Genomic DNA, 24,858 nt, shown 5'->3' on the forward strand with positions numbered 1-24,858 from the left:
CGGGGACCCACCATCTATCGCGAGGAGCGACGCGCATGACTGTCTTCAATCCGCGCGAGGTCGAGGTTCTGGCCGCCGCGCTGCCGGCTCAGGGCGGTAACCGGCTGGCCGACCTGACCCGCGAAATTCTTGTGTTGCATACGAAACGCTGCACACCCGGCAACTACTCCCAGCTGATCGGGACAGGGCCGGAGTTTCGCGCCATCTTCTTCCCCAACGCGGGCGAAAGCCCCTACGAGTCAACGATCACCCCACTGACCGGTTTGGACGGTGGCTTCTTCGCCGCCCTGTCGGTGGCCATGCTGTGCCAGCAGATGGCGGCGGTCGCCAGCACGCTGCGGCCGCAACTGCTGACCGGAAAGATAAATGACACGATCAATGGCTTAACCACCGCGATCCGCCAGAACTCTTTCCGTTATTACGCATATCTTGCCCGGTACGCTGACACGCCGATCAAAAACGCGTTGGCCGCCTTTCCCGACGAGGCCTCCCGCGCCTTGGCCCGGCAGCATTACCTGGCCGGGCTGACCTCGGCCAGCTGGGTCAACGCCAAACTGGTGCAGGATTCCACCGGATCCTGGCCCGACCGCGACTGGGAGCTTTACCACCATTGGATCAAGCTCACCGCGGTCGGGGCGTCCATAGCCGAGATCGACGCCGCGATCACCACCATGATGTCGCTTGGTTTGCCTGTCCCGCCGTCTTTGCGCCCGGGATCGTGGCACCTGCAGGCACCGTGGCTGAACGCCGGCTTCAGCGGCGCCGACATGGCCGACGCCAACGGCCCCATCGTGGCCACCAAGTGCACCAGGTATCCCGGTGCCCGATCCCCCAGCTGCATGGCCGAGGACAACTCGTTCGAGTTCACCGCCCTCACCCAGCCGGGCAACGGATATCGGCAGGTGCCCGCCAGCTCATGCCTCGCCCCCGGCACCCGCGTGGTGATGGCGGACCGCACCCTCAAGCAGATTCAAGACATCGAGGCCGGCGAAAGCGTGCTCACGCCGCAGGGTTCCCGATCGGTGATCCTGCGGTCAGCGCCGCTGCGCGGGCAGCGTACTCTCGTGCAGTTCGACGGGCTCGGCTTCGCCTTCGCCGCCACGCATCCGTTCCTGGTGCACACGGCGAGCGATCCGCTGGGCGCCACCTACGCCGCCGCCGACCCGCAGGGGCTGGCCCGGACAGTGCCGACGCTCAGCCAGTTCGGCCTGCGCGGGCTGCACCAGCCCGGCCCGGCGATCCTGGTGCGCCACACCGAGCAAGGCGACGTCGCCTTCCCCGCGCCCAGCACCCACGACGCGCCCACCGAGTTGCCCGAGCTTCTCTACGACCTCTACCTCGAGGTCGGCCCGGACGGCCGCAGCGAATACTACGCCGGGGACGAGCACACGCAATTGCTTGTCAGCTCGGAGATTCCCCGGTTCGCAGTGGCGCCGCAGACCACCGCGGTGGTGTTGCACGTGTTGCGGGCGGCAGGCCCAACCGTGCTGGAAACCCTGGCCAACGTGCCCGACGAGTCCTTCGACGACGTTCTCGGCATCGGGCTCGACGGATTGGCGCGCACCATGATGCCGACCATCGGCCGCAAGCTCACCACCGCGGCCGGCGTCGCCGAGTTGCCGCACACGGCGGAGGAGGTCGCGTGCGCGGTGCGGCTGTTCGCCGACTCACTGAACCGCGGGCCAGGAGGCGCACCCCAGCGGCGGATGGGCATGCTCGTGGAACAGTTCACCGCCCGCTTCGGCCCGCAGTTCCAAGCGGTGCTGGCGCTGCCGTGGCGCACCTTCGACCTGGCCGAATCGGATGTGGCCAACATCCTCGCGGTCACGCCCTACAGTGTCGAGCTTTTCGAGCCCGGCCCACCGGCCAGCGGCGCGACGGTGGAACTGGTGCTGCGCCACGAAAACGCAAGCTTCACCCGGCTGCTGCCGGTGCAACCGTCGTCGCCCGCCGACCGCTGGTACTACACGGTCGACCGGCCGGCCTACTTTCCGGAATGGACACCCTCGGCCGACGATTCGCTGTGGTACCTGGAAATCGCCGTCTTGCCCCATTCCCATCGCCGGATGCGGCTGGCCCTTCCCGGTCACATCGCCCACGGCTACCAGGCTTTCGCGGCGCCGGTTCTCGACGGCGACAAGGTGGTCGGGCAGGCGTGGCTGGATGTGCGGCTGCTGACCGTCGAGGCCTACGCGGCGGAGGCGCTCGGGCGCGCAGCGGGCCCGTCCGCGGACCCGATCGCCGGCCGTCTCGCCCACCTGGCGGCCCGCTTCGTGCGGAACAGGTTCGCCGAGACCGTCTTCGCGCTGCAGTACTGCACCGCGACCACCACTGTGACCCAGCTTGCCGACACCAGCCGGGTCGCCTGAAATTTCGCGCCAGCACATGTGCCGCCATGTGCTGGCGTGATTCTTGTCAGAACGTCACGAAGTACACAGTGAACTTCTGCGCCCAGTTGTCATTGGTGCAGTGGTAGATCTGCGCTGGTGCACCCGCCTCCAACGAACCGGCCGCAATATCCAGGCAGCGCCCGCCCACCGCCGACACCATCTTGTGCGGCGTCACCGTCCATCGCTGATTACTGATCCGGCTGCACGGCCAGGTGTCGACGACTGTCCGGTCGGCATTGGGTCCATGGGCGTCCAAACACCCTGTGGTGTAGACATTGGCAAACTGGTAGTCGTTGCCGCCGAGGCTGGTCAGGATCCACAGCTGGGCCGGGGTGAAGAAAACCAGTCGCAGGGTTCCTGAACCAGCTGCACCCCCATGTCCGTAGGCGTTTCCGGCGGCGCCTGAAGACACAGGCCGCTGCCCTCGTTCTGGATGATGTAGTAGGTCGCTGCGCTGGCGGGCGAGGCCGACGCGGCCACGCCCAGCACCGCGACAAGCCCCACTGCCGCGACAGCCGCGATCCTGCGGCGAATGCGCATAGTTTCCCCCTTTCGAAGCGATACGACACGGTCGTGCCGTCGGGGGCAAACTATGGAGTCACTGGCTGACGCCGACCGAAAACCACGCAGAAACCCGCAGCTCAGAGCTTTAGTCCCAAGCTGCGCCGAGCTTGGCCAGCTGGTCACGGTACTCGATTCGCTTGCTCCACTCCGCGGGCCAGACGGTCATTCCATACGCCGCGCCGTGGAAAGCTCCGGCCAGGCAGGCGATCGAGTCGGAGTCGCCGTTGGTGGCGCATGCCCGCCCCAGCGCCGCCACCGAGTCATCCGGGTGCCGAAGCGCCGCGTGCAGCGCCGTCGCCAGCGCTTCCTCGGCGATCCACCCCTCGCCCGTACGCGCGCACACGTCCCCGCCATCGTCCTTTGTGGACAAGACCGCCTGCAAGTTTTCCAGCACTTCTCGGCACTCGTCCCACCCGGCCGGCGAGCTGAAACCATCCACCCGCATCACCTGGCGCTGCGATCGGCACCGCTCAAGCAACAGCCCAGGCAACTCGTGCAGAGTTGCGCCCTGCACCAGAAACCGCACCGCGAACGCCGTCAGCTCCGACGCGGCCAGGGCCGTCGGATGCCCATGGGTCATCGCTGCCTGCAACTGAGCGACATAGGCCGTGGTGTCGTCGTCATAGGTCTTCACCAGCCCCACCGGGGTCACCCGCATGTTCGCACCGCAGCCCTTCGACCCGCGAATGCTCGCCTGCTCCCACGGCAGCCCGTAGTCAAGCTTCAAACATGCCCGCATACAGGTGTTTCCCGGAGCCCGGTTGTTGTCCGGCGACTTCAACCACTTGACGAAATGGGTGGTGAGATTCTGCACCAGGTCGCCCTCGCTGAGCAGCGCCCAGCCCACCGCCAGAGCCATCTGCGTATCGTCGGTAACCTGTGCCTTCTTGTGCAGCTCGGTCGGACCACCCGGCCCGAAAGCGGCCACAATGGCCGGATACTTCTTGAATTCTACCGGCTTGCCAAGAGCATCGCCGTAGGCCAGGCCGAACATCGAGCCAGTCGCACGCATGCCCACCAGAGTGCCATGCCACGCGGCCAGTCACGTCATCGGAAGCGACCTGAGCGCGGTGGCCAGCTGTGCCAGCAGCCGATGCCGTTGCTGCTCCACGGTTCCCGCCGCCCAGGCGTTCTTGACGTCGTCTCGCAGGCGCAGCATCCGCTGCTCGCCCAGCCCTGTAGCGGTGACGACAACGCCTGCGGCCTTGACTTCGCGACCATCGACGGCGCGGAACACGAGCACGTCGTATTGGGACTCGCGATGCCATTGCACCTCGGCCAGCTCTGCCCACTTGACCGTCTGCCTTCGCGGGGGCTTGCGCACGACCAGAGCGTCAACGCCAACTTCGGTGAACGTGAACAGGAGGTGCCAGGCGAAGGCACCGGCAGCAACCGCCATCACCACCCAGCCACCGACCACCACGACACCCTGGGCGTCGGCAGCCGTTGCGGCAGCAACTGCCATCGCCGACATCGCCAAGACCCATACCACCGCGAAAGCTCGCAGCCATACCGGAAACCGATAGCGACGGGCAGGCACCCACTGCCACTCCTGAGCCGGCGGCTCGGGCCGACGCAGCGACCGATCACTCGGATCGAAGGATGCGCGATACCGCCGTGCCCGCCGTGCCTCCGCATACCACACCGGCCCCACGAGAAGACCTAGGAGCGCTCCACGGGCCACCGAACCAGCGACACCACCCTCGCCCAGCACAACCCCCCAGACACACCCGGCCGTGCTGAACAAGATGACGCCAAAGACCAAGTTCCCCACCAGAGACGGTCCTCGATCCGCCGCCTTGGTCACATCCGCCATCGCAGAATCATGCCACGTTGCGTCGCCTACTTTTGCCCTGGAACCTGACGGGCCAGCTAATGCCAGGAAAGATACGATCTCGCGCGTGAGCATGAACGGCGAGTACCTGCGTGTTACCGGCGCCGAGCTGAGGCTGGCCCTTGAGGACCCGGATTGGGCCTACGAATTTGCCAACAGCTGGCGCGAGGCAATCGACTTCGCCGACGATGCGGGCGCCGAGTGGGATGGCCGTGATCCAGCCGAGGCGCGGCAACGCTTTCTGACGACCCACAAAGCATGGGAGGTGATCGCCTTCCTGCTGCGGCGTGCGAGTTTTCCGATCGATGTGGTGATGGGCGAACACACCCTGGGCGACGACTCCGACTGGGGATATGGGCCTGCCCGCTACCTGACCGCGCAGGAGGTCGCCCAGGCGGCCGCCGGCCTCGCGGCGCTGCCGTTCTCCGCGCTCGCCGACGGCGTCGCCCTCGCGGATCTGGCAGCGGCCAGCGTGTACCCGATGATCTGGGACGAACCCGAAGCGCTGCAATGGGTTCAGCACTGGTATGAGCCTTTGCCGACATTCTTGGCCGCCGCAGCGCACGCAGGCGACAGCGTGCTCGTCTGGCTCGACTGACCCCCCAACGCCTCGATGCCTGGCGGCGAGAGGCCCTCCCCGGCTGACGTCAAGAGACCTGCGGTTGGCGGCGCCAAAACTGGCGGGGTGCGTATCCGTCTTTGCGGAGCCAGTGTTCGGTGTAGACGATGCGGTCGGCTGGGATCACACCGATCGTGCCCAGCGGCGGGTCGTCGAGGGAGGCGGAGCGTTCGACGTGGTCGGACTGCCAGCGGACCACTGGCCAGTATCGGTGGAAGTCCTCGTCGTCGGGGTCCAGAAGGCTGGCGCTGCCGAACAGCTGTGCTCCGCGGCTGCTTGCCTGTCCGACCAGGGGCGCGAAGATGCCGACCGACACGCGTGGGTCGGCGAGGATGTTGCGCATCTTCGGTGAGCTGCGCTTGGCGGTGAACACCAGGGTGAAGTCGAGGTGGAAGAAGCGCACCGGGGTCGCCAGCGGACCGTCGGGGCCGGCGGTGGCGAGCACGCACATGTTCTGCGAAGAGAGCAGGTTGAGGATGCGTTCCTCCAGGCGATTTCGCTCCAGCCGTTTGGTCGGGCTGGGACCGGCAAGCCATGGGTTGGTCACGATCATGGGCGCTACTCTGCCAGATTCACCTGAGGCGACCGGTACCGGTCCGATGTGGAATGTTGCGGTATAAGTGTTCTATGACGACGGACTTCCGTGAGCGCCTCGCCGAGTTGCGGCAAGCTGGCCAAATCGACGGTTTGCACGCGGTCGCAGTGGTTCGTGATGGCCAGATCCTGCTGGAGCACTACGGGGCGGGCAGGGATTTCAGCTGGGGCAAACCATTGGGCGTTGTCGAGTTCGGACCTGAGACGCTGCACGACATCCGGTCGGTCACCAAGAGCGTGACCGCGCTGGTGTATGGCATCGCGATGCACGACGGACTGGTCCCGTCGCCTGACGAGCCGCTGTTGCGGCACTTCCCGCAGTACCCCAAGCTGGCGGCGGATCCAGCGCGCGCCCGGCTGACCGTTGAGCATGCGCTGACCATGTCGCTGGGGCTGCAATGGCGTGAAGACCTCCCCTACAACAGTGTGGCCAACGACGAGATCGCGATGGAGTTCGCGCGCGACCGGTACAGATACATTCTGAGCAGGCCGATTGCCGAACCGCCCGGCACTCGGTGGAACTATTGCGGCGGCGCCACCGCCCTGCTCGGCCGGCTGATCGCCGAAGGCACCGGGCGGCCGCTGCCGCAGTACGCGCAGGTAACGCTGTTCGATCCCTTGGGCATCGGCGACTTCGAGTGGATGGCCGGCGCGGACAAGGTGGCCTCCGCGGCCTCCGGGCTGCGGCTGGCGCCCCGCGACCTGGCCAGGATCGGCAATCTGGTGCTGGCAGAGGGAGTCTGGGACGGCCATCGGATCGTCACGGCCGACTGGATCCGCACGATGCTTGAGCCACGCCTGCAGACCGAATGGGGTGGGCAGTACGGCTACCAGTGGTACCTCGAATCCGTCGCCGGCCATCGGCTGCTGGCCGGCATGGGCAACGGCGGCCAGCGCCTGTTCGTCCTGCCCGGCCTGAACCTCGCCGTGGCCATCACCGCCGGTAACTACGACGGCCCCGAGCAGTGGCGCACTCCGCTCACCGTGCTGGAGCACGCAATCCTGCCCGCGGTCGGCTGACCGGTTCAGGCAGGCCCGTCGACGTTGACCACGGCCGGGCCGGAACCGGCTCGCACCACGATGATTTGGCTCTCCTCGTCGCCCGGGTTGCCTTCGCGGTGAATGGCGCCCTTCGGCACGTGCAGGAAGTCACCCGGCCCCGCCTGCACCGTGTCGGTGCCGCCCGGCCCGAAGTCCATTCGCAGCGAGCCGTGGACCACGTAGATCGACGTTTCGTAGTCGGCGTGGTGATGCCACCCCGTCGTCGTGTGCGCGTCGGTGCGCACCAGCCCGGCCCACATCCCCGGCACCGCGATCGCCTGCTCGCGTTTCATGCCGGGGGTGTGCTCGCCTTCGACGCGATCGGTGGACCTCACCAAAGTCACTGGCTGGTCTGCGTCCATGTCGGTGCCTCCTTGATCTGAGCCGCAGGTGTCTGCCCGTGTTCGGCCATGTCTGTCGGTGTACAGAATCGGGCCGCCCAAACCTCATGCTCTCGCACTCTTTCCACCATCGAACAGGTTCACGGGGTATTGGGGGTCCGGACAATGGCGATGTTCTCGATGTTTCTCAATGCGCCACCGGCGAGTACCCCGGTGAACCTCGTCTACTTCGAGAAGCGCCCGTTCGGGCCGTACGGTCAGGCGGCCGGGGAGGTGTCCACCGAGAATGGGTTCTCCAACGCGCTGTGGCTGCAGGTGTCGGCGAACGCGGCCGCATCGCTGCGCGGCCTGCGGGCGGTGTGGGACGGCTGGTTGCGGGTCGCCGGGGTGCAGGAGGGCTTCGCCGCCGACGACCCGACCGCGCCGCTGGTGGTGGAGCTGAGCCCAGGACCGAACCAGGCGCTTGAACTGCGGGGCATCTGCGCCGCCCAGCAGATCGAGACACCGCGCCGCATTCGCTACCACGGGATCGATCCGGCGTCGCTGGTCGCCGCGGTGACCACCTACTTCCACTCGACGCCGTCGCTGCGGGTTCTGACTCCTGGCGGCGGAGGCCTGGGCACCTTCGACCCGAACGCGGAACAGCTCATCGGGCTGTTCCTGGCCGGCAGCCTGAGTGTGCCGCTGGTGGAGGCGGGCCTGGGCGTCGGTCAGCCGCTGGGCACGGTGAGCACCCGCAACCTGGCGGACGGGTTGATCGGCTTCGGTATCGAGCTGCAGACCGACCCGCCGATGGGGGTGGCTACCGCCGCCCAGCCGCCGCTGCCGATCAACCGGCTGGACCCGGTGACGTTCTTCAACACGCTGGGGGCAGCGAAGCTTCGCAACGGCGCCGACGCTATCGATCCGGCCCAGCGGCAGAACTCGTGGCTGGACAACGTCACCAAGTCCCGGGTGCTGATCACTTTCCGCGACGAGTGGAACGCGCCGCTGCTGTCCACAAGCGACGCGGTCGTGACCGGCCCCGGCGCTGGGCAGTCCGCCCTCGCGCGGATGGACAACGTGCACGCCGGAACCATCGTCGCGCCGACCGGGTGGCATCTTTACACCTGCTCCATCGGCGTGCCGGGGACGCGCAAGCTCACCCCGCTCAACGTGAACACGGCGGCCGCCGACCCGCTGGTCATCGACACCGCCGGCCCGGCCCATCGGGTCGTCGCGACGGTACGGCCCGAGGACTGGTTCCAGCCCGACTTCCCCTCACGCCCGCCGGCGCCGCAGACCGACCTGGCCCGGTACACCTCCGGCAACATCGTCGACCTGCTGGTGGACGGAATCCCCGCTTTCAAGCGCCTGGTGGGCGATCTGCGCGAGCTTGAGGACAGCTCGCCGTCGCCGGGCAGGTTCCCGGACCACTTCGTGCTGATCGGCGGTTGGTTCCTGGACGCCGACTTCGAAATGATCGAGCGCGATGCGACCTCCAAACTGAAGCGGCTGCTCGAACTTGGGATCAACAGCCCGCACCGGTTGATCGTGCGCGCCTTGGCCTGGGGCATGAACGTCCCCCACGAGACGCTGCGAACCATCAATCTGCTCGACGTGCCGCGCGGGGCCGGCTACGTCTTTGCCAGCGCGGTGACCTTCAGCGACCCCCGCACCTCGTTCCACTGGAAGGTGACCGTGGTGCGCAACCGCTTCGGCACCTTCGCCTCGCTGGGCGGCATCGACATCAACCCGAATCGGGTGGACGACTCCGACCACCTGCCGCGGCGGACCAAGTACCACGACGTGCACTGCCGCATCCAGGGCCCGGCGGTCGTCGACGTGACCAAGGCATTCCTGGCCCGGTGGCGCATCCACACCACCGAGCAGGGCAACTATCTCGACGCCACCGACTCGATCACCCCCACCGTGACCACGCCTGCGGAGGTCCCGGCCACCCACCTGGTGCAGATCACGCGGACCTTCCAGGCTGGGACGGGCTTCGGCTATCAGCCGTGGTCGCCTCAGGGGGAGCGGACCACGTGGGCGAATCTGCGGAACGCGATCTCCCGGGCCAAGCGCTACATCTACATCGAGGAGCAGTACTTCGTCTCCGCCCTGGTGCGTGACGCGATCCTCGACGCTCTCAACCAGCCCACCGCGGCCGGGCTGGAGGTGGTGATCCTGATTCCCGACTCGGCGGACAGCTCGGACAGCATCTTCAATCCGGTCAACGACAAGGACTCCTGGGATCGGGTCAGGTACATCACGCTGTCCCCGTTGATGAACGACCCGCGGGTCCACGTCTTCTCCATCAAGGACTACTACGTCCACACCAAAGTCACTGTCGTCGATGACATCTTCTGCACGATCGGCACCTCCAACATCAACAACCGGGGCATGAACTTCGACGCTGAGATCAACGCGTGGGTACTGGATGGGCGCACCGAGGCCGGGGTGCGCAAGTTCGCCCGCGACCTGCGAACCCGGCTGTGGGCCGAACATCTGGGCAAGCCGCTCAACGAAGGCACCTTCGCCGAGCTGGCCGACATCGATCGCGGGCTGGACATTCTCAAGAACCGCCGCCCCGCCAATTCGCGCATGGCCCCGTACCAGCCAAGAAATCCTGGCTCCGACTATCCGCGGCTGTGGTTCACGGTCGCCGACCCCGACGGCACCTGAGCAGGAAAGGACCCTTCGATGACTGACAGTGCGACGCTGATCCTGACTCCGGTGACCAGCCAGTTCCCGGCGCAGGCCCTGCCGGCCGGCCTGGACTTCGGCGACGGCCGCTCCGCCGAGCAGGTCCTCGGGTCGGTCTACTGCACCGATTACAGCCTGCTCGCGGCGAACGGGGGCATCGGCTTCACCGCGTCGATCATCATCGCGGAGGAGCTGGGCATCGGGATTCCCGGTCTGGACGAGGCCAAGCTGCTCATCGGCGCGCCACCGGCCGGTGGGATAACCCAGGTCCGGCTCACCGCTTTCGTCGGCGAGGACGGTTTCGAGCTCACCGCCGACGAGATCCGGGTGGCCCTGCGGCTGCCGCCCAGTTTGCTCAAGCCGATGCCGACGACCCCGGGTGGGGCCGCGCCTCCCTTCGCCGAGATCGCCGTGCATGGAGCGGTCAGCATCGACCATCACCTCGACGTGCGGGTGCGCGGCTTCGACAGGCTGTCGCTGCCGCCGGTCATGGTGGGCGACTCCGGCGTGGTGATCTCGGCCGACGATGTGTTGCTCTGTCTGTCCAAAGCCGACACTCCGGCCGAGATCCTGGCCGCCGGCTTTGAAGAGGGATTCCTTGGCGTGTACCTGAGCCAGGCGACCATCAAACTACCCGAAGGCCTGCCCGCGCTGGCCCCCGACTCGCTCGTGATCCGCAACGCCGCCATCGGCTCGCAGGGGGTCAGCGGCAGCCTGGCCGCGAACTACGGCTTCACCTACGACCCGGCCGCCAAACGGTTCACCGGCGACGGTGCGGGCGACCTGTTCGGGGTGCCGTTCGGGGTGACGTCCCTGGCCATCGAGCTGCGCCACAACACGCTGACCGCCGGAACGCTTACCGGGCAAGTGCTGCTGCCGTTCTTCGACCACCCGGTCGCGGTGACGGTCACCATCCGCGCCGACGGTTCGTGCGCCATCGACCTGGGCTCCGGCACCGGCGTAGGCACCATCGAGCACCCGGGTCTGCTGCGGCTGGCCGTCGAGCATCTCGGCTTCGAGGTCGCCGCGGGAAGGCTGGTCGCCCACCTGGGCGGCACGGTCACCCCGCTCATCGGTGGCCCGTCCTGGCCGTCGTTTCATGCCGACGACATCGCCATCGACGCCGACGGCAACATCGCCGTCCATGGCGCTGGGCTGATCCTGGCCAACGGCAGGCCGCTGGGTCTGGGGCCCTCCCCCACCGGCGCCGGGCAGACGCCGGGGGTGACTGTCGACCGGCTTGCCTTGTCGGGCAACCCCTTCGGCGATGGGCTGGTGGCCGACGCCGACGTGTCCGCGGTCGCGAGCCTCGGCCCGGTCACCGCTTCGATCCAGAAGCTCGGCGTGCACACCCGCCTCGCCGTGGCCGCGGACGGATCCGGCCCGGTCACCGCCGACCTGTCGTTCACCCCGCCCACCGGCATCGGCCTGACCGTCGACGCGCAGGGGGTGCTCTCCGGTGGCGGGTTCCTTTTTCACGACGCCGATCGGCACCTTTTCGGCGGGCTCATGCAGCTGTCCGTACACGAAAAAATAATGGTGACCGCCTACGGCCTGATCAGTCAGCGCATGCCGGATGGCAGCCCGGGATTCTCCTTGCTCATTTTCGTTACTGCAGACGGGTTCCAGCCGATCCCGCTCGGCTTCGGGTTCATGCTGCAGGGCATCGGCGGCATGCTGGGCGTGCATCGCACCTTCGACGTCGAGGTGCTGCGGGCCGGGCTCAAGAACGACTCGCTGGGCCTGCTGCTGGCTCCGCACGATCCGGCCAAAAATGCGGTGGCTCTGGTGCAGGCCCTCGATTCGGCTTTCCCGGCCCGCCGGGGCAGCATCCTGCTCGGCCTGCTCGCCCATATCACTTGGTTCAGCCCGACTCTGGTCGACCTGCACCTGGCGCTGATTCTGGAGCTGGGCGGGCGGGAACGGCTGCTGTTCCTCGGCCGGGTCAGCGCCCTGCTGCCGACCAAGGCCAACGATCTGATCCGGCTGAACCTGGATGTGCTTGGCGTGCTTGACTTCGACGCGGCAACGCTGGAGGCCGACGCTGTCCTGGTGGACTCCAGGCTGGTCCACCAGTTCCCGGTCACCGGCTCGGCCGCGCTGCGGGCCCGCTGGTCGGGTGGCGGCAGCTTCGTGCTGGCGGTGGGCGGGCTGAACCCGCGCTTCCCGGTGCCCGTCGGCTTCCCGCAGCTGGACAGGGTGACCGTCGCGCTGTGTTCGGGCAGCAACCCGCGGCTGGTCTGCGACGGCTACTTCGCCATCACCGCGAACACCGTGCAGTTCGGCGCGCACGCGTCGCTGCACGCTGAGGCCTACGGCTGCACGGTCGACGGCGACCTCGGCTTCGACGCGCTGGTCACCCTGCTGCCGCCGCATTTCATCATCGACTTTCACACCGGGGTCCAGCTCAAGTTCCACGGGAACACGCTGTGCAAGGTGGCGCTGGACGGGACCCTGGAAGGGCCGCTGCCGCTGGCGCTGGCCGCGAAGGCGAAGTTCGAGATCCTGTGGTTCAGCTTCTCGGTGGACTTCCACTTCACCTTGGCCGAAGGCGATGTGGTGAAGTCGCTGCCCGGGGTGTCGCTGGTCGACGAGGTGGCCAAGGCGCTGGCCGACCCGGCCAGCTGGAGCACCCGAGCGCCCACCGGTGTCCAGCACGGGGTGGTGCTGAGCAAGGTGCCCACCGGCGGGCGTACAGCGCTGGACCCGTTGGGGCAGCTGGTGGTGCAGCAACAGGTGGCACCGCTGAACACCAGCCGCGACGTGGATACCTATGGTGGGGCGGCGGTCAGTGGGCTGCGCCGGTTCGAGCTCTCCGGAACCCTCAACGGGCAGCCCGGCACGGCGATCACCGCGGCCTTCGCGCCGGCGCGCTATTTCACCATGAGCGATGCCGACAAGCTTGCCGCCCCGTCGTTCGAGACGATGGACGCCGGGCTGGTGCTCGGCTCGGACGTGGTGTCGATCGATCCGGGCGCGATCGTCGCAGCGCCCCTCGATTACGACAGCATCGTGCTGAACCCGCTGCCCTCGGCGCAGGGCCTGGTGGCCGCCGCGACCGGAAACTACCAGCTGCCGGCGCAGTCGCTGGACGCGCAGACCGGTACCGGATCGGCGGCCCGCGCACCGGTACGGGCCTCCGGCCGCGCCCGGTTCAGCAACCCCCAAACCGCGGCCGCCGCAACGCTTTCCGCGCCGAGCTGGCGCATCGTCGAGGTGCAGACCAACCAGCAGGCGCCGATCGACCCGAGCATCACCACCTGGAGCGAGCAGCGTGCCGCGCTCGCCGTCCTGAACCGCGGCGGCCAGCGGTGGCAGATGGTCGCCGTTCACGAATTGCCAGCCTGACCGGGAGGCGCATCATCATGACCACTGCTGCCCTGAGTTTCCTGCCCTGGGTTCGCCAGGGCGCCGCCGCGGCCATCGCCGTGCCGGACGATCTGGGCCTGCCCAGCCAGAATCCGGTGCGCCCGGTCGCAGCCATCGCGGCCACGCTCACCCTGCACGACGGGCCGTCCGTGCCGGCGCCGCCGATCACCCTGCGCGGCCCGGCGGACGTGGCCGGGTTCCACGCCAATCAGGTGGTACGAACGGATCCTCGCCCGTCGAGCACCGACTTCGAAGCCAACTGCTTCCCGTCGGTCGAGTTTGACCGGCCAGACTTCCCGTGGCTGTTCACCCCGGCGAAGGCCGACGGCCAGAACCGATTGCGGCCCTGGCTGTGCCTCGTAGTGGTGGAGAACCGGCCCGGTGTCACGGTGAACGCAGCCGCCGACGGGCCGCTCGCGGTGCTGCGCATCGCAGCGCCGGCCAGCCCCGCCGTCGAGTTGCCCGATCTCAAGGACTCCTGGGCGTGGGCCCACGCCCAGGCCTCTACCGCAGACACCGGCGAGGGCGCGGTCCTCGGCGCGCTGGGCGACCCGGCGCGCGGCCTGTCCCGGTTGGTGTGCCCCCGCTTCCTGGCGGCCGACACCGACTACCTCGCCTGTGTGGTGCCCACTTTCGAAGTGGGCCGCAAGTCCGGGCTGGGCCTGCCGATCACCCCCGCCGACGTCGACCCGGCCACCGGCGTGCTTACCCCGGCTTGGTCGCTGGCCAGCGGGCCGGTCGAGGTGGTGTTGCCGGTGTACTTCCAGTGGTCGTTCCGGACCGGCCCGGCCGGTGACTTCGCCTCGCTGGCCGGCCGGCTGCAACCGGGGGTGCCGGCCGGTCTGGGTACCCGCACCATCGACATCGGTCAGCCCGGGTTCCCGGCCTCCGGAGTGAGCATAGTGGAGCTCGATGGCGCGCTGGCACCGATCGGGCCGACACCGGCCGACCCGATCCCATTGGCGTATAAGACTTCCCTGGCCGGTGTCCTCAACGGACCCGCGGGGCAACCGGCACAGGTGCTGGCCCCGCCGATCTACGGCCGGTGGCCGGCCGGCGTCACCACGGTCGCCCCGGCCGGGACCACCTGGGTCGACCAGCTCAACGTCGACCCGCGCCGCCGGATCGCCGCCGCGTTGGGGACCAGGGTGGTGCAGGAACACCAGGAGGCGCTGATGGCCTCCGCCTGGGATCAGGCCGCCCAGGTGCGCGAGGCGAACCAGCGGCTGCGCCAGATGCAGCTCAGTCTTGCGGTGAGCAGGTCCTTGTACCGCAAAAACCTGGCCGTGCTGTCGGAGGAGCAGATCCTGCGGGTGGCCGCACCGGCGTTCGGGCGGATATGGAACGGCGACGTGTCGATCCTGGCCGAGCAGACCGGCTCCGCGCTGCAGGCCGGTGCCAACCAGGCGGCCATGCGCCGCATCGGCCGCCAGCGCGGCCCACTGTCGCGCCGGGTCCTGGCCAAGGGGCCGCAACCCCGTTCGGCCACCGACACCTGGGTGGCCCGGCTCAACGAAATGCCCGGCACCGTGGTCCCCGCGCCCCCACCGCCCCCGGCCGCCGACCGGGTGCCGTTCCCAGCCGCGCTTGCCTTGGCCCGCAACAGAATCAGCCCCACCGACACCCAGTCGTCCTTTGGCGTGTTCTTCGTGGCCGCCGAGAACGCGCCGGTGAGCCAGCCCGGAAATCCGGTCGTGGACACGTCGCGGACCGAGCTGCCGGACTTCTTCCGCCACGCCGCCGGCCGGAATTGGGACCGCTTCTTCCCCGTCCGTGACCTCACGCCGCCCCCGCAACCCGTTGCCCTGCAGAGCATCCGGGAGCTGGTGCTGGCGCAGACCGAGCCGGGGACCACGCTGCGGGCGCTCGCCGGCGCCATCGTCGGCACCGGCGACAGCGTGCTGGCCCCGACCCCACCGGGCATCTCCGGCACCGGCTTGGAAACGGTCATGACCGGGCCGAGCTTCCCGCAGCCGATGTACGAGCCGCTGCGGGAACTGTCCCAGGACCTGTTCCTGCCCGGGTTGGAGAAGATCCAGCCCGACACCGTGCTCGGCCTGCAGACCAATCGGGCTTTCGTGGAGAGCTATCTGGTGGGGCTCAATCACGAGATGGGCCGCGAGCTGTTGTGGCGTGGCTACCCGACCGATCAGCGCGGCACCTGTTTCGCGCACTTCTGGGGCTTGGGTGTGCCCAACGCCGCCCCGGCCGACATCACCGACCTGGTGACCTGGAAGGCCCGCGGGTTGGCCAGCAGCACCAACGCCCCGCAGACCGGCGAACAGTTCGTGATGGTGATACGCAGCAGCCTGCTGGCCCGCTATCCGAACGCCACCATCTATCTGACCCCGGCGATCCATCCTGGATCACCGCCAGACCTGACCCGGATCGTGCCGGACGAGGCCCCGGCGCACGAGCAGCTGCCGCTGTTCAGCGGCGCGCTCCAGCCCGACATCGCGTTCTTCGGCTTCGCCGTCTCCACGGCACAGGCCACCGGCGCTGACGGCGGGCCGGGCTACTACGTCGTGATCCAGGAGCACCCCACCGAGCCGCGCTTCGGCCTGGACGTCGGCTACCCGCACACCGGCAGCCATTTGGCGCTCGGCCCGCAAGCCCCGACCGGCTCCACCGCGGCGCAACTGGCCGCGCAGACCCGCAGGCGACCGGTACGCCTTGCGCTGCACGCCTCTCGCCTCATCACGCACGCCTGAAACCCGGACGGATGACCCCGATGAACTCGACGAGCCCCACGCTGTTCGACTCCCCCATGGCGCCTCCGCGGGCCAACGAGGGGATCCCCAACCCGGGCCTGTGCCCCAGCGATCTGCCGCTGGTGTTGCTGCCGGTGCGGCTGGAGACCCGGTTCTTTCCGCTCACGGCCACCACCACCGAGCTGCGCATCCGGGTTTACCCCGATCAGGTGCATCTGGATACCCATGAACCGCAGCTCACCGCCGAGGAGCGGGACTGGGGAACCCGTTACTGGCAGGCGGATTGGGCAGCCGCGGCCAACCTCGACGCCCGCCGTGACGCCTGGCGGACCCTCGCCGACCGCTTCGGCGCACCGCGGGCCGCCTGGATCGTCCGCGCTTTGCAGCCAACAAATCTGGCGCAGCGCCCGGCCGCCTCGCCGGTGTTCCCCAACCTGACCGAACCGGCGCCGCAGCATCGGTGGAACCGCGCGCCCCAAGCCCGGCTGCTGCCGGATCGCTGGATCGCCATCGTGCACTCGGCCGGGCAGGTGGCGCAGATCGCCACCGGCGCCGACATCCCGCGGCCGTTGGCCGTCGGCCCGGACCCGCAGGCCCCGCCCCCGGACGAGGCCACCCGCGCGGCCATCGACAGCGGCGAGGAGCTGGCTATCGACGGCGCGATGACCTGGCTGGTCGACTTCGACGAAGCCGAACGGGTGGGCATGGCCCTGCGCATGAGCATCCCCACCTCGGTGGCGAACGCCGGATTGGACAGCCTGTTGGTGTTCGGGGTGGTGCGCTCCCTGGGCGTGGCCGAAACCGCGGCCGGTTTCGCCGATCTGCTCGACGCCCATCACTACACCGACGGCTTGGCGTTCCTGCCTTTGGGCACCCCCACCAACAACACCGACGATCGCCGCGCCGGGTACGACTCGGCCGATCCGGACCGGGCCACCAGTTTCGCCAACGAGATGCTCACCGACCCGAACCGGTCGGTGAACGCCTTGCGCGCCGGGGCCGCGCTCGGCCTGTCCTTCCCGCGCATCGCCGGAACCCTGGGCCGGCTGGACGGTGCGGCCCGCGATCACGACACCGATCTGCGCGCCATGAACACCGCCTTGTGGCCGGCGGGCTGGGGCTACTACCTGACCAACATGATCGGTGCCGAGACCGGTCTGTCGCCCGACGCGGTGGACTGGGTGCGCGGTCACTTCCTGGACTACGTCCGGGCCGGCGGGCCGTTGCCCGCCTTGCGATGCGGGCCGCAGCCTTATGGCATCCTGCCGGTCACGCTGCTCGACGGGTGGACACCGCAGCCCGGCGACCAGAGCGCGGCCCGGCAAGGCTGGCTTCGGGATCTGCTGGTCCACGCCCGGGACAGGATCTGGCGTCCGGTGCTGGGCAGCGTGGCCCGCATCGGCCTGCGCACCCCGCCCGACCCCGACGCCGACCTGGCCGACGTCATGCGGACAGACGGAATCTCCCACGGCCACCTGGCTCGCCCGGTGCTGGGCCGCCATTACGTGCAGCACCTCTACTCGCTCAACGCCCAGTCACTCAGCGCCGACCTGCAGGCCCAGGACGTCATCGCCGACAAAATCCTTACCCTGCTTGGGTTGCCGACCCAGGCCGGGCACCGCCCACACGTGGCGGGGGCGTTCCACTCCGACAGCGGCCTGCCGGTCACCGCACCACTGGTGCAGCCCGACGGGGTCGCAGCTGGGCTGCCAGGTCATAGCGACTATCTCGGCGCGTTGCTGGCCGCGACAACGATCGATGCGATCGTCAACGCCGCGCCTGCCCCGGCCAGCCTGCTGCATGCGTTGCTGCGGCACGGCCTGCTGCGTGAGTTCGCGACCGCCGCCGCCCGCATCGCCGCCACCATCCCGGGCAGCCCCAGCCTCGCCACCCTTTTGCGCGACCTCGAACTCGTGGATCTCGTCGACGTGCCGCCGGTCAACTTCGTCCTGGCGACCCCGCCGCAGACCCGCCATTGGCGTCGCCAGCTCGACCTCACCGACGCGCCGCTGACCGCCGGGGCCAGCATCCGCGCTTACCTGGAAGGGCTCACCGACTTCGGGGCCGCGCCGGTGGCGTCGCTGGGCCAGTTCCGCGCCGGCCTCGCCCACCTTCGCGGCCTCGACGACGAGAGCCTGCACGTGCTCATGCAGAGCACGCTGGACCTCTCCTCGCACCGGCTCGACGCGTGGATCACGTCGTTCGCCACCAAACGCCTCGCCCAGCTGCTGCCGGACGGGCCGCAGGGGCAATACATCGGCGCATATGGATGGGTGGAGAACCTGCGGCCCGGTCCTGTCCGCACCCCGCTTCCCGCCAGCGCCCTGCCTCCCGGCGAACCCGGGCCGCTTTACGCCCCGGCCAACGACAGCGGCTTCCTCCACGCGCCCTCGGTGAACCATGCCAGCACCGCTGCCCTGTTACGCAACGCGCATCTCGGACCGAGCGGCGTGCCCTCCGCAGAAGGGCCTTTCGCCATCGATCTGTCGTCAAGGCGGGTCCGCGACGCCGAGAACCTCCTCGACGGGGTCCGGCAGGGGCAGCCGCTGGGCGCGCTGCTCGGTTACCGCCTCGAACGCCATCTGCACGAACTTCAGCTCGACCGGTTCGTGGCGCCGCTGCGTGAGCTCGCGCCGATCGCCGTGCGCGAGCGCAGCGCCGACCAGCCCAAGGCCGAAGCGATCGCGGCCGGCAACGTTGTCGACGGGCTGATGCTGCTGCGACGGTACGACGAGAGCGGCCCCTCACTGCTCACCGGCGCGCTGACCGGGGCGAGCAGCGCCGAGCTGAACGCGGTCACCAATGAGCTCGCGGCGCTGGCCGACTCGGTCGACGCGCTCGGCGACGCCCTCACCGCCGAGGCCGCGCACCAGCTCGTGCAGGGCAACACGGCCAGGATGGCCAGCACCCTGGCGGCCGTCTCGCAGGGCGAGGCACTGCCGGCCGAGCTGGCGGTGACCCGTACCCCGCGCAGCGGCAACCCGGTCACCCATCGGGTCGCGGTGCTGTTCAGCGGCGTGTCCAATTCGGGCGGTGGCTGGCTGGCCTACAACGCCACCCCGCGGCCGCTGGCCGAACGCTGGCTCAGCGCCTGGGTGCGCCAGCTGCTCGGTGACGCCCGCACCATCCGCTGCACGGTGCAACGCCTCGACGAGGCCACCGGGGCGGTAGTCCAGACCGTGCGCTTCCCGCTCAACGACGTGCCGGTGACCGCGCTCGACTTCGTTTATTTCACGGGTACCGATGCGGGCGGCCTGTGTTACGCCGAGCAGCTCGTGCTCTACCACGCGCGGGTCATGACCGGCGGGTTCGGTGCCACGGCGGCCCTACGGCTGCACCATGTTCGGCCGCAAGACCTGTCTCCCGGCGAAACCACCCTGTTCGACGCGCTGGAACAGGCGCGGGCGATCCGCACCACCCTTTCCGGCACCCGCGGGCTGCTGCCCGACGACCTGTCCCCACCGGGACGCGCCGCCGGCGCCACGGTCGACCTCGCCGAGCTGGAAAGCAGGATCGTGCGTCTGGAGAACACGCTCGACCGGTTCCACAAAGCACTGTCCGCTTCGGCGGCCAAGAGCACGGCCGCCACCGCCGACGAGCTGCGTACCGGCCTGCTCAACCTGAGCCTGCTGGGCGTGGGCGGGTCGGTGCCGTGCGTGGCCACCGACGACGACACGGCCACCCGCATGGCGCTGCTGAGCCAGGCCAACGCGGTGCTGAAAGAATCCGCGCCGCGCCTGGCCCGCGCCACCGCTTTGCGCGCCGCGCCCGCCGTGCCCGACCCGCGTGCCCGGGTGCAGCAGCTCGTCGACCGCGCACACAACGTCTGCGGCAACGAACTGGTGGTGCTGCCCTACTTCACCTGCGACGTGGCCGGCGCCACCGAACTGGGCGGGGCGCTGGCGGCCAGCACTCAGCAGCAGGGCGGCGACAGGCTTGCCGCGCACGGCTGGTACACCCGGATGGCCCGGGTTCGTGAACCGCTCGCCCGGCTCGGCACCTGCCTGCGCCTGGCCGACGTGCTGAGCACCGGCGCCCGGCTCAACCTCACCGTCGCCCAGCTGCCCTTCGACGCACGCGAACGCTGGGTCGGGCTGCCCCCGGCCGACGGCACCGAATTGGCGGCGAACAAGCTGTCCCTGGTGTGCCAGTCGACGCTGCCGCTGGACGCGGCCAAGGCGCTGTGCGGGCTGCTTATCGACGAGTGGGTCGAGGTCGTGCCGAACAAGACCGAGACCACCGCGCTCGCCTTCCAGCTCGACCCGCCAAATTCTGTGCCACCGCAGAACATTCTGGTGGCCGTGCCACCGGTGCCCGGGCAGGCGTGGGACACCGAAACCCTGCGCCGGGTCCTCATGGAAACCCTTGACCTGGCCAAGCTTCGCGCGGTCGACCCGGCCCTGCTCGGCGCGGCCGCCCAGTACCTGCCCGCGCTGTACCTGCCGTTCAACGCCGCCGACGACGCGGTATCCACCGACTTCGCCCCTTACACCGGATAGCAAGGAAGGATCGTCATGCTCGGAATCGGCATCTTCATCACCGGCCCGGCCGAGAACACCGTGGTAGGACGCCGCCAGCAGTTCACCGGCAGCATCGCGGCGTTCAACGGGTCGGTCTCCTCGGTCACCATCCAATTTGGATCCGGCGGCGAAACCATCAACGTCACCCCCGCCAACCGCAACGCCCGCAACGGCCTGGGCTGGAGCTGGACCGGGCTGATCCCCAACAGTATCCGCCCCGGCCAGTCCTTCCAGCTCATCGCCGTGGTCGACGGGACCATGAACACCAGTCCCCCCAACGATCCCGAGCCGAACATCGAACCCGCCCACGGCGAGCGGCGGGCCACCTACACCTTGGAAAATGTGGTGCCAAGCATCGCGATGACGCCGTTCCAGTCGCCGATCTCGACCCTGGCCGCCGGGTACACCACGACGTTCACCGGCACCTTCGACGAGGCCAATCCCGGCGGCGTGTACGGCACCCCGCTGGTCCGCTATCAGATCGACAACGGTCCACTGCTCAATGCCACGACCGCCGGCAAGACCTGGAGTGTCACCGCGACCTTCGCCCCGGGCCAGCACACCTTCACCGTGCAAGCCTCCGATCCGTTCAACAGCGTCACCAGCATCCAGCGGCCGCTTCAGGTGTACCGGTACCCAGCCCCGGGCACCACCGATCCGAACGTCACCAAGACCAGGGCGGGCCTGCCGACCACGTCCTCGGTCACCACCTGGACCCGGCTGGAACCGCAGATCGCCAACGCCGACATCGCGACCAGCACCGGTGCGCGGGTTCTCGACCCGCTGTGGCTGCTGACCCGGCAATGGCAACTGGGCGAGTTCCAGGCCGAGGACACCGGATCCCCGGTGAAGGCCCGTTTCCGGGCCACCACCGCCCCGCTGACCCGAAGCCGCCCAGGCCACCTGAACACCGGCACCAACGCGGGCACGCCTTACGACCCGGCGCGCACGCCACTGGAGGCGATCATCGAGCGTCGCCGGATGCGCCCCACCAACGTGGACGACACCCGGATGCTCACCGCCGCGGTCGACGCGGGCCTGCATTTCCTGCGCATGCTCGAACTCGACCCGGCCGGCGCGAAGTACCGGGCCGTGTTTCGCACCCGCTACCCCGTGCCCGACACGCAAACCGACGACGCCGCCACCACCCGGTTTCTTCAGGCCATGGCCGGCCGCGCGGTCGACGCGCGGCAGCTGGTTCCGGCTTTCGCGATGCAGCCGATCGTGTTCGACCCCACCCTGAGGATCGCCGCCGCCGATGTCCCCGCCTTGCAGCGGGTGGCGGCCGGGTGGCTTTCCTGGTACAGCGCGCTTTTCAGCGAACCGACCGGCCCCGGCGATGATGCCTGGGATCCGGCGCGCCTGGAGTACTCGGCCTCGGTCGCGGCGCGGCTGGCCGACGAGCCGATCACGCTGTCCGCCGCCGAGTTCAACGGCGGCCGGCTGGACTGGAGCAGCTTTGACGTCAACCGCAAGTCCAATCTGGACACTACCGGCGACCAAGGCACCACCACCCTGAGCAAGGTTATGCTCCCGGCACCCATCGTGGTCCGCGGCGCGCCCGCGCCGCGCTTCTGGGAGGTCGAAGACGCCAAGGTCGCCTACGGTCTGCTCCCCACCGGGCCCACCGACCTGGCCCACCTCATGCTCATCGAGTACGCCAGCACCTACGGCAACGACTGGTACGTCGTGCCGCTGCAGCTGCCAGTCGGCACCCTCACCCGGGTCGACTCGCTGGTGGTGACCGACACCTTCGGCGTAAAGAATCTGCTGCGGCCCATCGGCGATCCAACGCTACCCGCCCCCCACTTCTCCATGTGGCAGCTGTCCGACCTGCGCGCCCCCGGCGAACGCCTCGGTGTGCTGCGCGACGCCACCCGGCCGCTGGATCCGCGGGTTGGTTCCCCTGTGCCCAACCGATTTTTCCTGGCGCCCGCGATCGGCCGCAGTCTCGACGGGTCCACTTTGGAGGATGTGCTGTTCATGCGCGACGAGATGGCCAACGTGGCATGGGCGATCGAGCAGAGCGTGGAAAGCCCGGTCGAGCTTGCGGTCGCCCGCGACAACGGCGTCGCGCCCCCGCCTGTCGCCGGTGAGCTCGCGCGCTACTTGCTGGCCTCCAGCGTTGCGGACAACTGGATTCCGCTGCTGCCGGTCCAGCTGCCCGCCGGCCAGGACCACCCGGCCCAATCCCGGCTGCGGGTCGGCCAGGTTCTCCAGCCCGACGGCACCGGCAAAACCCATCCGGCCATCGGCCAGATTCTGCCCGCCGACACCGGTTTTCTCCTTTACGACGAGGAGATCCCGCGCGAAGGGGTGAGGGTGACGCGCTCCCGGCGGATGGCCCGCTGGAGTGACGGCAGCACCTGGATCTGGGCCGCGTTACGCAAACAGGCCGGCCGCGGCGAAGGCAACAGCGCGCTGGCTTTCGACCAGCTCATCGAGCCGTGACCGCAAGTTGCCCGAACTTGATTCATCGGGTTGAGGTGGCGATACGATGCTTCTGACCAGCGTTTCATTGGCTGAACAGCGATCTGAGCGAGGGGGAGCCGCGATGACGAAGCCAGTGGGAATGACGGGCAGTGGGGCCTTGCTCGCTGAGGGAGAGCTGGACCTGTTCGACATCGACCTAAGGGTCTCGGCGCTGCATACAGTCCACGCCGAGGAGCCCGGGCCGCAGCCGACGCAGGGTGAGTTCACCTGCGAGCCCGCCTGCGACATCAGTGGGGTGAAGGAGTGCAACCCGAGTCCGGGGACGGACGACTGTTGCGAGGGCGGAGCCAGCATCATCCCGATCTCCGACGGCGCGTTCACCTGCGATTGCCCTGATACGGCAACATGCCCCAAGTAGCGGGGGTCCGCTTTCCGCCAGGGCACATGACATCCGCCGAGGCCGCCGTAGCGCTGCCGCTCGCTGAGCGGTGCACGGCGGCCGTAAGGCGGCTGGCGGACCACCTTCGCGACCCGCAGCGGGTGACCGCGGCTATCGCGTCGCATCGCAGCCAGACCCAGTTCCCGCGCACCGCCCATTGGCGGGCGGCCAGTATTGCTCAGGGCGACGCCGGAATCGCCCTGGCGTGCGGCGCTCTCGACGCGGCGTATCCGGACGAGGGATGGGATCGCGTCGGCCACCTGTGGCTGTCGCGTGCGGTGCTGACGCCCACCCCCGGCAAACAGCCTGGCGCGTATGGCTTACTGACCGGTGCGACCGGGCTGAGCCTGGCGGCGTGGCGGCTCTCCCGCGGTGGCCGCCGCTATCGGCGGCTCCAGGACAGTCTTGACTCCGGCATGCTTGCCGGGATCCACCAGCAGGCTCAGCGGGTCAAGGAATCGCGGCATGGGGTGGCCAACGCCGACTACGACGTGGTGTCCGGGCTGGCCGGCATGGTCGCCGGGTTGCTGCCCCGCCAACAAAACCCAGACGTGCACTCTGCGCTGCTCTCGTGTATCGATGCCCTGGTTACCCTCGCCGACCCGGCGGTTCCTCCGCGCTGGTTCACCCCGCCGGAACGCACCGCCGATCGCGGCCTGCTGACCGCCCATCCGCGAGGTCACCTGAACCTTGGGATGGCGCACGGTGTTCCGGGCATCATCGCCGCTCTCGCGCTCGCGCACCGCTGCGGGTTGCGCCGCAACGCCATCCAGGACGCGACCGCCCGGCTGACGCGATGGGTGCTCGGCAATCGCGTCGACGACCGGTGGGGGCCGAACTGGCCCAGCGCTGTCTCCGTGGACCCGCCGGAGGTCGCCCCGCGCCCGTGCCGTGGCGCGTGGTGCTATGGCGCGCCGGGGATCGCCGGTGCGCTCGGGATGGCTGCTGAGATTCTCAACGATGACGCTCTCGCCCTGCTGGCGGTCGACGCTGTGCTTGCGGTTCATCGACGGCCTGCCGCCGTACGCAATATCGAGGCGCCGACCGCGTGCCACGGAATGGCTGGTTTGCTTCAGGTGACGCGGCGCCTGGCAAGTACCTGCCAAGACCCCCGGCTGCTGCGAGCCGCTGACGACATCGCCGAGTCGATCCTGCACCGAGAGGAACCGGATTCGCTTATGGGCTACCGAAATCTCGAGCCGGGCGGGCGGCCGGTCGACCATCCGGGCTTGCTGGATGGCTCGGTCGGGGTAATGCTCGCGCTGCTCGACCTGACCACCGACACCGGGTGGGACCGCGTCCTGCTCCTGGCGTGAGC

The 24,858-nt window shown here is 68.9% G+C and carries 15 protein-coding genes; 10 read left to right on the forward strand and 5 right to left on the reverse strand.

Going from position 1 to position 24,858, the window contains the following annotated elements; all coding sequences use genetic code 11:
- Nucleotides 1–35: 35 nt before the first annotated feature.
- Complete coding sequence (locus tag Rhe02_RS01415) at nt 36–2,369, forward strand: Hint domain-containing protein (protein WP_203906134.1); 2,334 nt, start codon at nt 36–38, stop codon at nt 2,367–2,369.
- A 46-nt stretch (nt 2,370–2,415) separates the two neighbouring features.
- Here Rhe02_RS01415 and Rhe02_RS01420 read toward each other — a convergent pair whose 3' ends face one another.
- The 3 genes from Rhe02_RS01420 to Rhe02_RS01430 form a co-directional block, all read right to left on the reverse strand.
- Complete coding sequence (locus Rhe02_RS01420) at nt 2,416–2,802, reverse strand: RICIN domain-containing protein (RefSeq protein ID WP_203906135.1); 387 nt, start codon at nt 2,800–2,802, stop codon at nt 2,416–2,418.
- Nucleotides 2,803–3,039: 237 nt separating this feature from the next.
- Nucleotides 3,040–3,966 (reverse strand): ADP-ribosylglycohydrolase family protein, encoded by a 927-nt coding sequence (locus tag Rhe02_RS01425; RefSeq protein ID WP_239123191.1) that lies wholly within the window; start codon nt 3,964–3,966, stop codon nt 3,040–3,042.
- 30 nt (nt 3,967–3,996) lie between these two features.
- Complete coding sequence (locus tag Rhe02_RS01430) at nt 3,997–4,419, reverse strand: hypothetical protein (protein ID WP_203906136.1); 423 nt, start codon at nt 4,417–4,419, stop codon at nt 3,997–3,999.
- A gap of 442 nt (nt 4,420–4,861) precedes the next feature.
- Between Rhe02_RS01430 and Rhe02_RS01435 the strand changes: the two genes are divergently transcribed.
- On the forward strand, nt 4,862–5,386 hold the full coding sequence (locus tag Rhe02_RS01435) for a YfbM family protein (protein ID WP_239123223.1): 525 nt from the start codon (nt 4,862–4,864) through the stop codon (nt 5,384–5,386).
- A gap of 49 nt (nt 5,387–5,435) precedes the next feature.
- Here the strand turns inward: Rhe02_RS01435 and Rhe02_RS01440 are convergent, their stop codons facing one another.
- The gene (locus Rhe02_RS01440) at nt 5,436–5,960 is read right to left on the reverse strand and encodes a pyridoxamine 5'-phosphate oxidase family protein (RefSeq protein ID WP_203906138.1); all 525 of its coding nucleotides are present in this window, start codon (nt 5,958–5,960) and stop codon (nt 5,436–5,438) included.
- 74 nt (nt 5,961–6,034) lie between these two features.
- Here Rhe02_RS01440 and Rhe02_RS01445 point away from each other — a divergent pair, with 74 nt between their 5' ends.
- Nucleotides 6,035–7,021, forward strand: a complete 987-nt coding sequence (locus Rhe02_RS01445) for a serine hydrolase domain-containing protein (protein ID WP_203906139.1) — start codon at nt 6,035–6,037, stop codon at nt 7,019–7,021.
- Nucleotides 7,022–7,026: 5 nt separating this feature from the next.
- Here Rhe02_RS01445 and Rhe02_RS01450 read toward each other — a convergent pair whose 3' ends face one another.
- Nucleotides 7,027–7,404 (reverse strand): cupin domain-containing protein, encoded by a 378-nt coding sequence (locus Rhe02_RS01450; RefSeq protein WP_203906140.1) that lies wholly within the window; start codon nt 7,402–7,404, stop codon nt 7,027–7,029.
- A 144-nt stretch (nt 7,405–7,548) separates the two neighbouring features.
- Between Rhe02_RS01450 and Rhe02_RS01455 the strand changes: the two genes are divergently transcribed.
- From Rhe02_RS01455 to Rhe02_RS01485, 7 genes are all read left to right on the forward strand, one after another.
- Nucleotides 7,549–10,047, forward strand: a complete 2,499-nt coding sequence (locus Rhe02_RS01455; RefSeq protein ID WP_203906141.1) for a phospholipase D-like domain-containing protein — start codon at nt 7,549–7,551, stop codon at nt 10,045–10,047.
- A gap of 18 nt (nt 10,048–10,065) precedes the next feature.
- Nucleotides 10,066–13,416 carry a DUF6603 domain-containing protein gene (locus tag Rhe02_RS01460; protein ID WP_203906142.1) on the forward strand — a complete coding sequence of 1,117 codons (3,351 nt, stop codon included), beginning with the start codon at nt 10,066–10,068 and terminating at the stop codon, nt 13,414–13,416.
- 17 nt (nt 13,417–13,433) lie between these two features.
- On the forward strand, nt 13,434–16,148 hold the full coding sequence (locus tag Rhe02_RS01465; RefSeq protein WP_203906143.1) for a hypothetical protein: 2,715 nt from the start codon (nt 13,434–13,436) through the stop codon (nt 16,146–16,148).
- Nucleotides 16,149–16,168: 20 nt separating this feature from the next.
- Complete coding sequence (locus tag Rhe02_RS01470; RefSeq protein WP_203906144.1) at nt 16,169–20,647, forward strand: hypothetical protein; 4,479 nt, start codon at nt 16,169–16,171, stop codon at nt 20,645–20,647.
- Between the two features lie 15 nt (nt 20,648–20,662).
- Nucleotides 20,663–23,119: a hypothetical protein gene (locus Rhe02_RS01475; RefSeq protein WP_203906145.1), complete on the forward strand. Its 2,457-nt coding sequence runs from the start codon at nt 20,663–20,665 to the stop codon at nt 23,117–23,119.
- A 103-nt stretch (nt 23,120–23,222) separates the two neighbouring features.
- Nucleotides 23,223–23,519 (forward strand): hypothetical protein, encoded by a 297-nt coding sequence (locus Rhe02_RS01480; protein ID WP_203906146.1) that lies wholly within the window; start codon nt 23,223–23,225, stop codon nt 23,517–23,519.
- Between the two features lie 26 nt (nt 23,520–23,545).
- The gene (locus Rhe02_RS01485) at nt 23,546–24,856 is read left to right on the forward strand and encodes a lanthionine synthetase C family protein (RefSeq protein ID WP_203906147.1); all 1,311 of its coding nucleotides are present in this window, start codon (nt 23,546–23,548) and stop codon (nt 24,854–24,856) included.
- Nucleotides 24,857–24,858 lie beyond the last annotated feature (2 nt).

Source organism: Rhizocola hellebori (assembly GCF_016862955.1).
In the GTDB taxonomy this organism is placed as follows: Bacteria; Actinomycetota; Actinomycetes; order Mycobacteriales; family Micromonosporaceae; genus Rhizocola; species Rhizocola hellebori.

What these genes read in the sequence shown, in the direction of transcription:
- Rhe02_RS01440 (WP_203906138.1), bottom strand. Translation starts at nt 5,960, where the DNA reads ATGATCGTGACCAACCCATGGCTTGCCGGTCCCAGCCCGACCAAACGG.
- Rhe02_RS01445 (WP_203906139.1), top strand. Translation starts at nt 6,035, where the DNA reads ATGACGACGGACTTCCGTGAGCGCCTCGCCGAGTTGCGGCAAGCTGGC.
- Rhe02_RS01450 (WP_203906140.1), bottom strand. Translation starts at nt 7,404, where the DNA reads ATGGACGCAGACCAGCCAGTGACTTTGGTGAGGTCCACCGATCGCGTC.
- Rhe02_RS01465 (WP_203906143.1), top strand. Translation starts at nt 13,434, where the DNA reads ATGACCACTGCTGCCCTGAGTTTCCTGCCCTGGGTTCGCCAGGGCGCC.
- Rhe02_RS01425 (WP_239123191.1), bottom strand. Translation starts at nt 3,966, where the DNA reads ATGCGTGCGACTGGCTCGATGTTCGGCCTGGCCTACGGCGATGCTCTT.
- Rhe02_RS01460 (WP_203906142.1), top strand. Translation starts at nt 10,066, where the DNA reads ATGACTGACAGTGCGACGCTGATCCTGACTCCGGTGACCAGCCAGTTC.
- Rhe02_RS01470 (WP_203906144.1), top strand. Translation starts at nt 16,169, where the DNA reads ATGAACTCGACGAGCCCCACGCTGTTCGACTCCCCCATGGCGCCTCCG.
- Rhe02_RS01435 (WP_239123223.1), top strand. Translation starts at nt 4,862, where the DNA reads ATGAACGGCGAGTACCTGCGTGTTACCGGCGCCGAGCTGAGGCTGGCC.
- Rhe02_RS01480 (WP_203906146.1), top strand. Translation starts at nt 23,223, where the DNA reads ATGACGAAGCCAGTGGGAATGACGGGCAGTGGGGCCTTGCTCGCTGAG.
- Rhe02_RS01485 (WP_203906147.1), top strand. Translation starts at nt 23,546, where the DNA reads ATGACATCCGCCGAGGCCGCCGTAGCGCTGCCGCTCGCTGAGCGGTGC.
- Rhe02_RS01475 (WP_203906145.1), top strand. Translation starts at nt 20,663, where the DNA reads ATGCTCGGAATCGGCATCTTCATCACCGGCCCGGCCGAGAACACCGTG.
- Rhe02_RS01430 (WP_203906136.1), bottom strand. Translation starts at nt 4,419, where the DNA reads ATGGCAGTTGCTGCCGCAACGGCTGCCGACGCCCAGGGTGTCGTGGTG.
- Rhe02_RS01415 (WP_203906134.1), top strand. Translation starts at nt 36, where the DNA reads ATGACTGTCTTCAATCCGCGCGAGGTCGAGGTTCTGGCCGCCGCGCTG.
- Rhe02_RS01455 (WP_203906141.1), top strand. Translation starts at nt 7,549, where the DNA reads ATGGCGATGTTCTCGATGTTTCTCAATGCGCCACCGGCGAGTACCCCG.